We start from the raw sequence: 13,416 nt of genomic DNA on the forward strand, positions 1-13,416 counted from the left end.
GGGGGCGGGGCTCGTCAGACGGCCGCAGGCCGTCCGTGGTCGATCGCGCAGTTCCCCGCGCCCCTTACGGGGCGCTGCCATCGACGCCCGTTGACCTGCCCGGGTTCGTCCCCGATGACGTAGCGGACCCGCCGGCCGTGCACCCGCCGCGCGGGCGCCCGGCAGCCACGGGGGCGGCAGCCGCGCGCGAGGCGGGCGTACCGGTCCGTGGCCGGGGAGGGGGGCGTCGGGGTCATCGGGCCAAGCCTAGCGGGAGATCAGCCGCGGCCGTGCCGGAGTGCGGGGTGCTCCCCCGCCGCGACCAGGTCGGCGACCGCGGTCTTCGGGTCGCGGCCGGTGACGAGGGACTCGCCGACCAGGACCGCGTCGGCGCCGGCGTTGGCGTAGGCGATGAGGTCGTGCGGGCCGCGCACGCCGGACTCGGCGACCTTGACGATGTGGTCCGGGATCTCGGGGGCGACGCGCTCGAACGTGCCCCGGTCGACCTCCAGCGTCTTCAGGTTGCGCGCGTTGACGCCGATGATCTTCGCGCCGGCGTCCACCGCCCGCTCGACCTCGTCCTCGTCGTGGACCTCGACGAGCGGGGTGAGGCCGATGGAGACGGCGCGCTCGATCAGCGACTCGAGGGCCGGCTGCTCCAGGGCCGCCACGATCAGCAGCGCGAGGTCGGCGCCGTAGGCGCGGGCCTCCCACAGCTGGTACGAGGTGACGATGAAGTCCTTGCGCAGGACGGGGATGTCCACACGCGCGCGGACCGCCTCGAGGTCGGCGAGGGAGCCGCCGAAGCGGCGCTGTTCGGTGAGGACGGAGATGACGGCCGCGCCGCCCGCCTCGTAGTCCGCGGCCAGCCCGGCCGGGTCGGCGATCGCGGCCAGCGCGCCCTTGGAGGGACTGGAGCGCTTGACCTCGCAGATCACCTTGACGCCGTCGCCCTTCAGCGCGGCGACACCGTCCTTGCCGGGGCGGGCCTTCGCCGCGCGCTCCTTGAGCTCGTCGAGGCTCACGCGCGCCTGCCGCTCCGCGAGGTCGGCACGGACTCCGTCGATGATCTCGTCGAGCACACTCACGCGAGCGGCCCCCTTCCAGACGGTGGACAGTTGCGGCGACCAGTGGAAACCGTGGTCACTGCGATGGTATCCGGAGGAGGGCGAAGGCCTCGCATCCGGTTGACGCCGGTCCCACCACGTGGACGCGGCGCCCGGCGGGTCACGGGTGCAGCCAGCCGCCGAACGGAAGGTTCCGGACCACCGTGAAGACCAGCAGCAACGCGCCCAGCGACCACAGGTGCACCGGCCGCGGGTCGAGGCGCGGCGGGCGTCCGCGGGCCGCGCGGACCACCCAGACGGTCCACAGCACGGCGAAGGCCACGTAGGCGGCGACGGCCGGCGCGTTGGCGTGCAGGGCGGTCACGAGGTCGCCGTGCGCGAAGGCGTGCGCGCTGCGCAGACCGCCGCAGCCGGGGCAGTACAGGCCCGTGACGCTCAGCAGCGGGCAGACCGGGTAGTGGCCGGGCTCGTTGGGGTCGACGGCTCCGACGTACGCGAAGGCCCCGGCGACGGCCGCGAGGAGGCCGGCGGGCACGGCGAGCCGTCCCAGGACGGTCCCCGGGGCGGGCGGTGTCACGCTCTGGCGGTCGGGGTGCACGTCTCGCATTGTGCCCCGCCCGGGGTCGCACGCGCGCGTGGGGCGGCCGGCGCACCGTGCGAGGTGCGAACCGGCCGCCCCACGGGCGTGGTCGTACGGGGGGCTCAGCCCTCGGCGGTCGCCGGCTCGCGCGTGGCCGTCACCCGGTGCGCCGACTGCTCCTGCTTCGGCTGGCCCAGGCCCATGGTGCGCATCACACCACCGACGACACCGCCGAGCAGCACGATCACCATGCCGGCCCAGAAGCCGAGCGGCTCGGCCATGACCATGAACGCGCCCGCGACGCAGAAACCGATGAAGGCGATGATGACACCGGTCCAGGCGGCCGGGGTGTGTCCGTGGCTGCTGCCCGCCATGACTTTGCTCCTCGTTGCTGTCTGTGTTGCGTACGTGGTGTACGTGCGCGAGCCGGAGGCTCGTGGTCCATTGTCCCGTACGTGGGGGGCGTGCCGTGCCCGGGGGTGGTGTCCCGGGGACGTCTGATTCACCACACCGTCTGATTCACCACACCGTCCGATGCACCACACCGTCCGATGCACCGCTTCGGGAGCGGGACCGGCCGGCGGAGGGCCAGGCCGGTCAGGCCGGGTCCGTGCCCGTGGGGTCCTCGCCCCGGTCCAGTGCCTTCCACATCTCCTCGGGCCGGTCGGGGTCGACGGGCCGGGCCCGGCGCCGGGGGCGGGGGGTGCCGCCGCGCTCGTACCGGCCGGACATGGCGGGCCACAGCCGGCCGTAGCGCAGGGCGAGCAGGCCGGCCAGGAGGATCAGGACGCCGCCCACGGCCGCGGCGTACGGCCATGCGGTGTGGGTGAGCGAGGCGACGGTGGCGGAGGTGTCGCCGGAGGCCTGGGCCGCCTTCTCGTCGAGCGCGGAGCTGTCGGACGCGCCGAGCACGGCGGCGGCGACGATGCCCGCGCCGGAGAGCGCCAGCAGGCCGGAGACGGCGAGGCGGCCGGCCCTGCGGACGGCGAAGACGGCGACGAGCGCGGCGAGGCCCACTATGGCGAGCGCGGCGGGGACGCCGGTGACGTCGCTGCCGTTGGCGGTGAGGGGGAAGGCGCCGCCGGCCACCGTCGCGGTGCCCGCCGACCAGCGCTGCCGGGTGGAGAGCAGGGCCACGGCCGCGCCCAGCGCACCGCACAGCAGGGCGAGGGCGAGGCTCCGGCGGCCGGACCGGGCGGGGGCGGCGGCTTGGGCACGGGGGTGAGGTACAGCAGTCACGTACTCCACTATCGCCTGAACCCCGGGCGAACCGTCACCCGGGGTTCGCGTGACGCGCGCCCCATCGCCCCGGGACGCCCCGCCCGCCGGCGTCCCCGAAGCGTCCTACCGTCCCAGCCGGTTGGCGGTGTGCACCGCGCGCAGGACCGCCGCCGCCTTGTTGCGGCACTCCTGGTCCTCGGCGGCCGGGTCGGAGTCGGCGACGACGCCCGCGCCGGCCTGGACGTAGGCGGTGCCGTCGCGCAGCAGGGCGGTGCGGATGGCGATGGCGGTGTCGGAGTCGCCGGCGAAGTCCAGGTAGCCCACGCAGCCGCCGTAGAGGCCGCGCCGGGACGGCTCCAGCTCGTCGATGATCTGCATGGCGCGCGGCTTCGGGGCACCGGAGAGGGTGCCCGCGGGGAAGCAGGCGGTGAGGACGTCGAAGGCGGTGCGGCCCCGTGCGACCCGGCCGGTCACCGTGGAGACGATGTGCATGACGTGGGAGTACCGCTCGATGGACATGAAGTCGACGACCTCGACCGAGCCGGGTTCGCAGACCCGTCCGAGGTCGTTGCGGCCGAGGTCGACGAGCATGAGGTGCTCGGCGCGCTCCTTGGGGTCGGCGAGCAGTTCGTCGGCGAGGGCCTGGTCCTCCTGCGGGGTCGCCCCGCGGTGCCGGGTCCCGGCGATGGGGTGGACCATGGCCCGCCCGTCCTCGACCTTGACCAGGGCCTCCGGGGAGGAGCCGACGACGTCGAAGCCGTCGAAGCGGAAGAGGTACATGTACGGGGAGGGGTTGGTGGCCCGGAGGACCCGGTAGACGTCCAGGGCGCTCGCCGCGCACGGTGTCTCGAACCGCTGGGAGGGGACCACCTGGAAGGCCTCGCCCGCGCGGATGCGCTCCTTGATGTCCTCGACGGCCTCCTGGTAGTCGGGGCCGCCCCACAGGGCGGTGTACTCGGGGAGTTCGGAGGGCGGCAGGACGGCGGGGGGCTGGACGACCGCGCGGCCGAGGTCGGCCTCCATGGCGTCGAGGCGGGCGACCGCGTCCGCGTACGCCTCGTCGACGCCGGTGTCGAGGTCGTTGTGGTTGATCGCGTTGGCGATCAGCAGGACGGAGCCCTCCCAGTGGTCCATGACGGCGAGGTCGCTGGTGAGGAGCATGGTGAGCTCGGGCAGCCGCAGGTCGTCCCGTTCTCCGGGGCCGATCTTCTCCAGGCGGCGCACGATGTCGTAGCCGAGGTAGCCGACCATGCCGCCGGTGAAGGGCGGCAGCCCCTCCTGGTGGGGGGTGTGCAGGGCCTCGAGGGTGGCGCGCAGGGCGGCGAGGGGGTCGCCGTCCGTGGGGACGCCGACGGGCGGGGCGCCGAGCCAGTGGGCCCGGCCGTCGCGGGCGGTGAGGGTGGCCGCGCTGCGGACGCCCACGAAGGAGTAGCGGGACCAGGTGCGGCCGTTCTCCGCGGACTCCAGCAGGAAGGTGCCGGGGCGCTCGGCGGCGAGCTTGCGGTAGAGCGCGACCGGGGTGTCGCCGTCGGCGAGCAGCTTGCGGGTGACGGGGATGACACGGCGGTCGCCGGCCAGCTTGCGGAACGTCTCGAGGTCCATGGCGGCTGACCTTACTGATCCGAGGCCGCTGCGCCGGAACCGGCGGCGTCGCCCGGGCCCGGGCCCTGGCCCTCACCCCGGCCCTCGCCCTCGCCGAGCAGTACGTCGGCGTCGAAGCAGGTGCGGGCGCCGGTGTGGCAGGCGGCGCCGACCTGGTCGACCTTGACCAGCACGGTGTCGGCGTCGCAGTCGAGGGCGACGGACCTGACCCACTGGAAGTGGCCGGAGGTGTCGCCCTTGACCCAGTACTCGCCGCGGCTGCGCGACCAGTAGGTGCAGCGGCCGGTCGTCAGGGTGCGGTGCAGCGCCTCGTCGTCCATCCAGCCGAGCATGAGCACCTCACCGGTGTCGTACTGCTGGGCGATGGCGGGGACGAGCCCGTCGGGGCTGCGCTTGAGGCGCGCGGCGATCTCCGGGGCCAGGTTGCTGGGCAGAGGCGTGCTGGTCATGTGTGCCATTGTGCCGCGCGGCACCGACAGCGCCCGGGCCGTGTCCACTGTCCGGACCTCCTACGTGGTCGTAGGCTGACCGCATGTCGACTTTCGCCAAGCGTGAACGGCTCCTGCTCGCCGACCTCTTGGAGGCGCTGGGCCCCTACGCCCCGACCCTCTGCGAGGGCTGGCGGACCCGTGACCTCGCCGCGCACGTGGTGGTGCGCGAGCGCCGGCCGGACGCCGCCGGGGGCCTGCTGATCAAGCAGCTCGCGTCCCGGCTGGACAGGGCGATGGAGGAGTTCACCGCCAAGCCGTACGAGGAGCTGATCCAGCTGATCCGTACCGGCCCGCCGCGGTTCTCGCCGTTCCAGGTCAAGCAGATCGACGAGGTGTCGAACACGGTCGAGTTCTACGTCCACACCGAGGACGTCCGCCGTGCCCAGCCGGGGTGGACGGCCCGCGAGCTGGATCCGGTCTTCCAGGACGCCCTGTGGTCCCGGCTGGAGCGCACGGCCCGGCTGATGGGCCGCAGCACGCCGACCGGTCTGGTCCTGCGCCGCCCGGACGGGCGTACGGCGGTCGCCAACCGCGGCACGCCGGTGGTCACCGCGACGGGCGAGCCGTCGGAGCTGCTGCTGTTCCTGTACGGCCGGCAGAGCGCCGCCCAGGTGGACCTGGCCGGCGACGCGGACGCCATCGAGAAGCTGAGCAGCGGCAAGCAGCTCGGGATCTGAGGGGGCCGGGCGGCCGGCGCGGGGACGTACGGGCCTCCCGCGCGGGGCGGACGGACGACGGGGCCGGGCCCCGGTCACCTGGTGACCGGGGCCCGGCCCGGGTCCTCGTCGCGACGGCGGGGCGTCACCGCACCGGGCGGCCCGCCTCCCGCAGGGTCTGCTTGACCTCGGCGATCCGCAGGTCCCCGAAGTGGAAGACGGAGGCGGCCAGGACGGCGTCGGCGCCCGCCTCGACGGCCGGCGGGAAGTCCGCGAGCCGACCGGCGCCGCCGGAGGCGATCACCGGGACCGTCACGTGCTTGCGGACGGCGGTGATCATCTCCAGGTCGTAGCCGTCCTTGGTGCCGTCGGCGTCCATCGAGTTGAGGAGGATCTCGCCGGCGCCCAGTTCGGCCGCCCGGTGCGCCCACTCGACGGCGTCGATGCCGGTGCCGCGCCGGCCGCCGTGGGTGGTCACCTCGAAGGAGCCGGACTCCGTGCGCCGTGCGTCCACCGAGAGCACCAGCACCTGGCTGCCGAACCGCTCGGCGATCTCCTTGATCAGTTCCGGGCGGGCGATGGCGGCCGTGTTGACGCCCACCTTGTCGGCGCCGGCCCGCAGCAGCTTGTCGACGTCCTCGGGGGTGCGCACCCCGCCACCGACGGTGAGCGGGATGAACACCTGTTCGGCGGTGCGGCGGACCACGTCGTAGGTGGTCTCGCGGTTGCCCGACGAGGCGGTGATGTCCAGGAACGTCAGTTCGTCGGCGCCCTCGGCGTCGTACACCTTGGCCATCTCGACGGGGTCGCCCGCGTCCCGCAGGTTCTGGAAGTTGACGCCCTTGACGACCCGGCCGTTGTCCACGTCCAGGCAGGGGATGACTCGGACTGCCAGGCTCATGACTGCGCGGCTCCTTCTGAATGTCCTCTGTAAGCTTCGAGTTCCACCGAGACCAGGACGCGCGGATCGATGAACCCCTCCACGACCAGCAGGGTCGCGGCCGGGCGTACGGCGTCGAAGAACTCCTTGTGGGCCCGGCCCACCGCGTCGACGTCCCGCGAATGCGCCAGGTGCATCCGGGTCCTGATCACGGACCCGGGCCCCAGACCGAACTCGGCGATCGCCTCGAGCGCGCCGGTGAAGGCCACCCTGGCCTGTTCGTACGGGTCGCCCTCCCCGTACAGCACCTCGCCCCGGAAGGCCGTCGTGCCCGCCACCAGCACCCGGTCGCCCGCCGCGACGGCGCGTGCGAAACCGAAAGTCTCTTCCCAGGGATTTCCGCTCTGCACACGCCGCACGGCTTCGGACGTCATGACGACACAGCCTCCAGGGCCTCTTCCAGGGTGAACGCCTTCGCGTACAGCGCCTTCCCGACGATGGAGCCCTCGACACCGAGGGGCACCAGCGCGGCGATGGCGCGCAGGTCGTCGAGGGACGACACGCCGCCGGAGGCCACGACCGGGCGGTCGGTCGCCGCGCAGACGGTGCGCAGCAGCTCCAGGTTGGGGCCCTGGAGGGTGCCGTCCTTGGCGATGTCGGTCACCACGTAGCGGGCGCAGCCCTCCTTGTTGAGGCGCTCCAGCGTCTCGTAGAGGTCGCCGCCGTCGCGGGTCCAGCCGCGGCCGCGCAGGGTGGTGCCGCGTACGTCGAGGCCGACGGCGATCTTGTCGCCGTGCTCGGCGATGACCTTGGCGACCCACTCCGGGGTCTCCAGGGCGGCCGTGCCGAGGTTGACCCGGGTGCAGCCGGTGGCCAGGGCCGCGGCGAGGGTGTCGTCGTCGCGGATGCCGCCGGACAGTTCGACCTTGATGTCCATCGCCCCGGCGACCTCGGCGATCAGCTGCCGGTTGTCGCCGGTGCCGAAGGCGGCGTCCAGGTCGACCAGGTGCAGCCATTCGGCGCCGGACCGCTGCCAGGCGAGGGCGGCCTCCAGCGGGGAGCCGTAGGAGGTCTCGGTGCCGGACTCGCCGTGCACGAGGCGGACGGCCTGGCCGTCGCGGACGTCGACGGCGGGGAGGAGTTCGAGCTTGCTCACAGGGTTCCGATCCAGTTGGTGAGGAGCTGGGCTCCGGCGTCGCCGGACTTCTCGGGGTGGAACTGCGTGGCCCACAGGGCGCCGTTCTCCACGGCGGCCACGAACGGCTTGCCGTGCGTCGACCAGGTCACCTTGGGGGCCCGGATCGCCGGGTTGTGCGACTCCAGGGACCAGTCGTGGACGGCGTAGGAGTGCACGAAGTAGAAGCGCGCGTCCGCGTCCAGGCCGGCGAACAGCTCGGTGTCGGCCGGGGCCTCCACGGTGTTCCAGCCCATGTGCGGGACGATCTCGGCCTGGAGCGGCTCGACCGCGCCGGGCCACTCGTCGAGGCCCTCGGTCTCCACGCCGTGCTCGATGCCGCGCGCGAAGAGGATCTGCATGCCGACGCAGATGCCCATCACCGGGCGGCCGCCGGACAGCCGCCGGTCGATGATCCAGTCGCCGCGCGCGTCGCGCAGGCCCTTCATGCAGGCGGCGAAGGCGCCGACGCCCGGCACCAGCAGGCCGTCGGCGTTCATGGCCCGGTCGAAGTCACGGGTGATCTCGACCTCGGCGCCGGTCCGCGCGAGGGCGCGCTCGGCGGAGCGGACGTTGCCGAAGCCGTAGTCGAAGACGACGACCTTCTTGTTCACGGCGCTCAATTCCACACCTCCAGCCGCATGACGCCCGCCACGAGACACATCGCGGCGGCGATCGAGAGCAGCACGATCAGGCTCTTGGGCATCTCCTGCTTGACGAAGGAGATGATGCCGCCGACCAGGAAGAGGCCGACGACGATCAGGATGGTCGACAGACCGTTCACAGGGCGCCCTTCGTGGAGGGCAGGATGCCCGCCGCGCGCGGGTCGCGCTCCGAGGCGTAGCGCAGGGCCCGGGCCAGCGCCTTGAACTGGCACTCCACGATGTGGTGCGCGTTGCGCCCGTAGGGCACGTGCACGTGCAGCGCGATCTGGGCCTGGGCGACGAAGGACTCCAGGATGTGCCGGGTCATCGTGGTGTCGTACTCGCCGATCATCGGCGCCATGTTCTCGGGCTCGGTGTGCACGAGGTACGGGCGGCCGGAGAGGTCGACGGTGACCTGGGCGAGGGACTCGTCCAGCGGGACCGTGCAGTTGCCGAAGCGGTAGATGCCCACCTTGTCGCCGAGGGCCTGCTTGAAGGCGGCGCCCAGGGCGAGGGCGGTGTCCTCGATGGTGTGGTGCGAGTCGATGTGCAGGTCGCCCTCGGTCTTCACGGTGAGGTCGAACAGGCCGTGCCGGCCGAGCTGGTCGAGCATGTGGTCGTAGAAGCCGACCCCGGTCGCCACGTCGACCTTGCCGGTGCCGTCGAGGTCGATCTCGACGAGGACCGAGGTCTCCTTGGTCACTCGCTCCACGCGTCCCACGCGGTTCATGCGCTCTGCTCCTTCAGGGGTGTGGGGGTGGCCCCCACAAAGCTCGTCAGTTCACGGACCGCGTCGAGGAACGCGTCGTTCTCTTCGGGGGTTCCGGCGGTGACCCGCAGCCACCCGGGCACGCCGTTGTCCCGGACCAGCACGCCCCGGTCGAGGATCTTCCGCCAGACGGTGTGCGCGTCGGCGAACCGGCCGAACTGCACGAAGTTGGCGTCCGAGGCGGTCACCTCGTAGCCGAGCGCGAGCAGTTCGGCGACCAGCCGGTCGCGCTCGGCCTTCAGCTGCTCGACGTACTTCAGCAGCGTGTCGGTGTGTTCCAGGGCGGCCAGCGCGGTCGCCTGGGTGACGGCCGACAGGTGGTACGGCAGCCGGACCAGCTGGACGGCGTCCACCACGGCCGGGTGCGCGGCGAGGTAGCCGAGGCGCAGGCCGGCCGCGCCGAAGGCCTTCGACATCGTCCGCGAGACGACGAGATTCGGCCGACCTTCGAGCAGCGGCAGCAGCGAGTCGCCGTGGCTGAACTCGATGTACGCCTCGTCCACGATCACCATCGACGGCTTGGCGGCCTGGGCCGCCTCGTACAGCGCGACGACGGTCTCGCCGGGGACGGCGGTGCCGGTGGGGTTGTTGGGGGTGGTGATGAAGACGACGTCCGGGCGGTGCTCCGTGATCGCCTTCTCGGCCGCCGCGAGGTCGATGGTGAAGTCCTCGTGGCGCGGCCCGGAGATCCATCCGGTGCCGGTGCCGCGGGCGATGAGCCCGTGCATCGAGTAGGAGGGCTCGAAGCCGATGGCCGTGCGGCCCGGTCCGCCGAAGGTCTGCAACAGCTGCTGGATGACCTCGTTGGAGCCGTTGGCCGCCCAGACATTGGCCAGGCCGACCTGGTGGCCGGACGTGTCCGTCAGGTAGCGGGCGAGCTGGGTGCGCAGCTCCACCGCGTCCCGGTCCGGGTAGCGGTTGAGGTTGCGGGCCGCCTCGCGCACCCGCTCCGCGATCCGCTCGACCAGCGGCTCGGGCAGCGGGTAGGGGTTCTCGTTGGTGTTCAGCCGTACGGGGACGTCCAGCTGGGGCGCGCCGTAGGGGGACTTGCCGCGCAGCTCGTCCCGTACGGGGAGATCGTCGATTCCGAAGCTCACTTGCTCGTCGCTTCCGGCGCTCACTTGCTCGTCGATTCCGAAGCTCACTTGCTCGTCGGTACCTTCCACCCGAACCGTGCCTTGATCGCCGCGCCGTGCGCGGGCAGGTCCTCCGCCTCCGCCAGGGTCACCACGTGGTGCGCGACCTCGGCCAGCGCCTCCCGCGTGTAGTCCACGATGTGGATGCCGCGCAGGAAGGACTGGACGGACAGGCCGGAGGAGTGGCAGGCGCAGCCGCCGGTGGGCAGGACGTGGTTGGACCCGGCCGCGTAGTCGCCCAGCGACACCGGCGCCCAGGGTCCGATGAAGATCGCGCCCGCGTTCTTCACCCGGTCGGCCACGGCCGCGGCGTCGGCCGTCTGGATCTCCAGGTGCTCGGCGCCGTAGGCGTCGACCACGCGCAGGCCCTCGTCGACGCCGTCGACGAGCACGATCGCGGACTGCCGGCCCTTGAGCGCCGGCACGATCCGGTCGTCGATGTGCTTGGTGGCCGCGACCTGCGGCTCCAGCTCCTTCTCGACCGCGTCCGCGAGCTCGGCGGAGTCGGTGACCAGGACGGCGGCGGCCAGCGGGTCGTGCTCGGCCTGGCTGATGAGGTCGGAGGCGACGTGCACCGGGTCGGCCGTGGAGTCCGCGAGGACCGCGATCTCGGTGGGGCCGGCCTCGGCGTCGATGCCGATCTTGCCGGTGAAGTAGCGCTTGGCGGCGGCGACCCAGATGTTGCCGGGCCCGGTGACCATGTCGGCGGGCGGGCAGGACTCGGTGCCGTACGCGAACATCGCGACGGCGGTGGCGCCGCCGGCCGCGTAGACCTCGTCGACGCCGAGCAGGGCGCAGGCGGCGAGGATCGTCGGGTGCGGGAGGCCCCCGAACTCGGCCTGCGCCGGGGAGGCGAGGGCGATGGACTCGACGCCGGCCTCCTGCGCGGGCACGACGTTCATGACGACGGAGGACGGGTAGACCGACCGGCCGCCCGGCGCGTACAGGCCGACGCGCTCGACGGGCACCCACTTCTCGGTGACCGAGCCACCGGGCACGACCTGGGTCGTGTGGGTGGTACGGCGCTGCGCGCGGTGGACGAGGCGGGCGCGGCGGATGGACTCCTCCAGGGCGGCGCGCACGGCCGGGTCGAGTTCCTCCAGGGCGCGGGTGAGGGCCGCGGCGGGCACCCGGACCTGGTCGAGGCGGACGCCGTCGAACTTCTCCGCGAAGTCGATCAGCGCCGCGTCGCCCCGATGATGCACGGCCTCGCAGATCGGACGCACCTTCTCGAGGGCGGCCGAGACGTCGAAGTCGGCTCGGGGCAGCAGGTCGCGCAGGGCGGGTCCCTCGGGAAGGGCGTCGCCGCGCAGATCGATTCGGGAGATCACGTCGTCAATTCTCTCAGACCGGCATCGGAGGTCGGTCGCGCGTATCAGTGGCTGATACACACCGTGGCCGGATTCGGAAGATCCCCTTCACGGTTAGCGTTCGTGACGTCACCCAGCGGGCATGAACGGTCGTGCGAAACCCGTGAGCCGACGGGCGGCAGGAGGGACGGAACAGCGTGACCGAGGGGGCCGGCATCCGCACCGGGGACGTGCCGGAGGATCTGACCGCCGCCGAGGCCGGCATGTGGCAGGCCTTCCGCAACGGCAGCGTGTACGACCTGAGCAGCGGGGACACGGTCGTCGACGACCCGCACGGCGGACATCCCTGGGGCGCGGCGCGGACCGTGCGGGCGCGGATCGTGGCCTGGCTGCTGCTGGACGGACCGCCCGCGCTCGCGGGCCGGGTCTCCTCGCTGAAGCTGGTCGGCGTGCAGATCAGCGGCACGCTCGACGTGGCGGGCGGCACGGTGGTGCCGTACGTCGAGATGAAGCGCTGCCGGTTCGAGCAGGACGTGCTGCTGCCGGAGGCGCGGGTGACGACCCTGCGCATGGTGGACTGCTCGGTCCCGCGGCTGGAGGCGGCCCGGCTCCAGACGGAGGGCGACCTGCACCTGCCCCGCTGCCGCTTCCACAACGGCGTCCGGCTCACCGACGCGCACATCGGCACGGACCTGCTGCTCAACCAGGCGATCGTCTACCGCGACCGCACCGGCCGCTCGGTCTCCGCCGACGGCCTGACCGTCGGCCAGGACCTCCAGGCCGAGCTGCTCGAATCGCACGGCGAGCTGCGGCTGCGCAGCGCCAAGATCGGCGTGTCGCTGAGCCTGCGCGGGGCGCGGCTGGCCAACCCGTACACCCGGTTCGCGCTCAACGCGCCCCAGCTGACCGTCGAGCGCTCCCTGTACCTCACCCCGGCGGGCCTCGGCGGCCACGCGCTGAGCGGCACGACACCCGCGCGCGGGACACGCGTCCAGCGCTTCGAGTGCCGGGGCGGGATCCGGCTGGACGACGGGCGGTTCGGGGACGCCGTCGACCTGGAGCGGGCCCGGTTCGACCTCACCGACGAGCAGGAGCTGTCGCTGCGCCGGGTGCAGACCCCCGAGCTGCGCTTCCTCGGGGAGGGGCCGCGGCGCGGCAAGGTGGTGCTGTCGGGTGCGCGAGTGGTCAACCTGGTGGACCGGGCGAGCGCCTGGCCGGGGCCCGGCAACCTGCACATGGGCGGCTTCGGCTACGAGAACCTGGTGCCGCAGGGCCCGTTCCCGCTGGCGGAGCGGCTGGAGTGGGTGGCCGCCGCGACCGCCGAGTACAACCCGGAGCCGTACGAGCGGCTGGCGGCGGTGCTGCGGACGGGCGGGGAGGACGAGGACGCCCGCGAGGTGCTGCTCGCCAAGCAGCGCCGCCGCCGCGAGACCCTGCCGCCGGCCGCGAAGCTCTGGGGGTACGCGCAGGACTGGACGGTGGCCTACGGGTACCGGCCCGGCCGGGCCGCGGTGTGGATGGCGGTGCTGTGGGCGGTGAGTTCGCTGGCCTTCGCGCACGCCGACCATCCCCCCGTCGACCGCGAGGGCCATCCGCCCTGGAACCCGGCGCTCTTCGCCCTCGACCTGCTGCTGCCCGTCATCGACCTGGGGCAGGCCGGCCAGTGGCGGCTGTACGGCGGCTGGCAGTGGGTGCAGGCGGCGATGATCCTGCTGGGCTGGACCCTGGCGACGACGGTGGCGGCGGGGGCGACGCGGATGCTGCGGCGGGGCTGACCGCGGGGGCATCGCGGGCTGCCCTCGCTTCCGGCCGACTTCGCAGGCGGCGGATGCCATAACCCCGCCGCGAACACCGGGCAGCGAACACCGGGCAGCGGGCAGCGGGCAGCGGGCAGCGGGCAGCGGGCA

The 13,416-nt window shown here is 73.1% G+C and carries 17 protein-coding genes; 2 read left to right on the forward strand and 15 right to left on the reverse strand.

From position 1 onward, the window contains the following. Window positions 1-14: 14 nt before the first annotated feature. The 7 genes from trpM to hisI form a co-directional block, all read right to left on the reverse strand. Window positions 15-236 (reverse strand): tryptophan biosynthesis modulator TrpM, encoded by a 222-nt coding sequence (gene trpM, locus ACFYWQ_RS00480; protein WP_389511539.1) that lies wholly within the window; start codon window positions 234-236, stop codon window positions 15-17. 21 nt (window positions 237-257) lie between these two features. Then, window positions 258-1,067 carry an indole-3-glycerol phosphate synthase TrpC gene (gene trpC / locus ACFYWQ_RS00485; protein WP_389511540.1) on the reverse strand — a complete coding sequence of 270 codons (810 nt, stop codon included), beginning with the start codon at window positions 1,065-1,067 and terminating at the stop codon, window positions 258-260. Between the two features lie 139 nt (window positions 1,068-1,206). Continuing rightward, the gene (locus tag ACFYWQ_RS00490) at window positions 1,207-1,653 is read right to left on the reverse strand and encodes a DUF2752 domain-containing protein (RefSeq protein WP_389511541.1); all 447 of its coding nucleotides are present in this window, start codon (window positions 1,651-1,653) and stop codon (window positions 1,207-1,209) included. A gap of 95 nt (window positions 1,654-1,748) precedes the next feature. After that, window positions 1,749-2,000 (reverse strand): HGxxPAAW family protein, encoded by a 252-nt coding sequence (locus ACFYWQ_RS00495; RefSeq protein ID WP_389511542.1) that lies wholly within the window; start codon window positions 1,998-2,000, stop codon window positions 1,749-1,751. A gap of 223 nt (window positions 2,001-2,223) precedes the next feature. After that, window positions 2,224-2,874, reverse strand: a complete 651-nt coding sequence (locus ACFYWQ_RS00500) for a TIGR02234 family membrane protein (RefSeq protein ID WP_389511543.1) — start codon at window positions 2,872-2,874, stop codon at window positions 2,224-2,226. 96 nt (window positions 2,875-2,970) lie between these two features. Beyond that, on the reverse strand, window positions 2,971-4,449 hold the full coding sequence (locus ACFYWQ_RS00505) for an anthranilate synthase component I (protein WP_389511544.1): 1,479 nt from the start codon (window positions 4,447-4,449) through the stop codon (window positions 2,971-2,973). Between the two features lie 11 nt (window positions 4,450-4,460). Next, window positions 4,461-4,898 (reverse strand): phosphoribosyl-AMP cyclohydrolase, encoded by a 438-nt coding sequence (gene hisI / locus ACFYWQ_RS00510; RefSeq protein ID WP_389511545.1) that lies wholly within the window; start codon window positions 4,896-4,898, stop codon window positions 4,461-4,463. A gap of 83 nt (window positions 4,899-4,981) precedes the next feature. Here hisI and ACFYWQ_RS00515 point away from each other — a divergent pair, with 83 nt between their 5' ends. Continuing rightward, window positions 4,982-5,617 (forward strand): TIGR03085 family metal-binding protein, encoded by a 636-nt coding sequence (locus ACFYWQ_RS00515; RefSeq protein ID WP_389511546.1) that lies wholly within the window; start codon window positions 4,982-4,984, stop codon window positions 5,615-5,617. Between the two features lie 124 nt (window positions 5,618-5,741). Here the strand turns inward: ACFYWQ_RS00515 and hisF are convergent, their stop codons facing one another. The 8 genes from hisF to hisD are packed head-to-tail and all read right to left on the reverse strand — an operon-like array spanning window position 5,742 to window position 11,530. After that, entirely contained in the window at window positions 5,742-6,497 is a 756-nt protein-coding gene (gene hisF / locus ACFYWQ_RS00520) for an imidazole glycerol phosphate synthase subunit HisF (RefSeq protein ID WP_389511547.1), read from the reverse strand. Continuing rightward, the gene (locus ACFYWQ_RS00525) at window positions 6,494-6,910 is read right to left on the reverse strand and encodes a RidA family protein (RefSeq protein WP_389511548.1); all 417 of its coding nucleotides are present in this window, start codon (window positions 6,908-6,910) and stop codon (window positions 6,494-6,496) included. The genes hisF and ACFYWQ_RS00525 overlap by 4 nt, the downstream gene beginning before the upstream one ends. Next, the gene (gene priA, locus ACFYWQ_RS00530) at window positions 6,907-7,632 is read right to left on the reverse strand and encodes a bifunctional 1-(5-phosphoribosyl)-5-((5-phosphoribosylamino)methylideneamino)imidazole-4-carboxamide isomerase/phosphoribosylanthranilate isomerase PriA (RefSeq protein WP_389511549.1); all 726 of its coding nucleotides are present in this window, start codon (window positions 7,630-7,632) and stop codon (window positions 6,907-6,909) included. The genes ACFYWQ_RS00525 and priA overlap by 4 nt, the downstream gene beginning before the upstream one ends. Continuing rightward, window positions 7,629-8,273, reverse strand: a complete 645-nt coding sequence (gene hisH / locus ACFYWQ_RS00535) for an imidazole glycerol phosphate synthase subunit HisH (RefSeq protein ID WP_389511550.1) — start codon at window positions 8,271-8,273, stop codon at window positions 7,629-7,631. Before hisH ends, priA begins: the two co-directional genes overlap by 4 nt. Beyond that, window positions 8,270-8,434: a hypothetical protein gene (locus tag ACFYWQ_RS00540; RefSeq protein WP_389511551.1), complete on the reverse strand. Its 165-nt coding sequence runs from the start codon at window positions 8,432-8,434 to the stop codon at window positions 8,270-8,272. Before ACFYWQ_RS00540 ends, hisH begins: the two co-directional genes overlap by 4 nt. Then, window positions 8,431-9,024 (reverse strand): imidazoleglycerol-phosphate dehydratase HisB, encoded by a 594-nt coding sequence (gene hisB, locus ACFYWQ_RS00545; RefSeq protein ID WP_389511552.1) that lies wholly within the window; start codon window positions 9,022-9,024, stop codon window positions 8,431-8,433. Before hisB ends, ACFYWQ_RS00540 begins: the two co-directional genes overlap by 4 nt. Beyond that, window positions 9,021-10,160 carry a histidinol-phosphate transaminase gene (locus ACFYWQ_RS00550; protein ID WP_389512836.1) on the reverse strand — a complete coding sequence of 380 codons (1,140 nt, stop codon included), beginning with the start codon at window positions 10,158-10,160 and terminating at the stop codon, window positions 9,021-9,023. The genes hisB and ACFYWQ_RS00550 overlap by 4 nt, the downstream gene beginning before the upstream one ends. A 44-nt stretch (window positions 10,161-10,204) precedes the next feature. Beyond that, entirely contained in the window at window positions 10,205-11,530 is a 1,326-nt protein-coding gene (hisD, locus tag ACFYWQ_RS00555; RefSeq protein ID WP_389511553.1) for a histidinol dehydrogenase, read from the reverse strand. Between the two features lie 176 nt (window positions 11,531-11,706). Here hisD and ACFYWQ_RS00560 point away from each other — a divergent pair, with 176 nt between their 5' ends. Further along, on the forward strand, window positions 11,707-13,284 hold the full coding sequence (locus ACFYWQ_RS00560; protein ID WP_389511554.1) for an oxidoreductase: 1,578 nt from the start codon (window positions 11,707-11,709) through the stop codon (window positions 13,282-13,284). The last annotated feature ends 132 nt before the right edge of the window (window positions 13,285-13,416 follow it).

The sequence above is a fragment of the Streptomyces sp. NPDC003247 genome, assembly GCF_042888135.1.
Classification (GTDB): Bacteria; Actinomycetota; Actinomycetes; order Streptomycetales; family Streptomycetaceae; genus Streptomyces.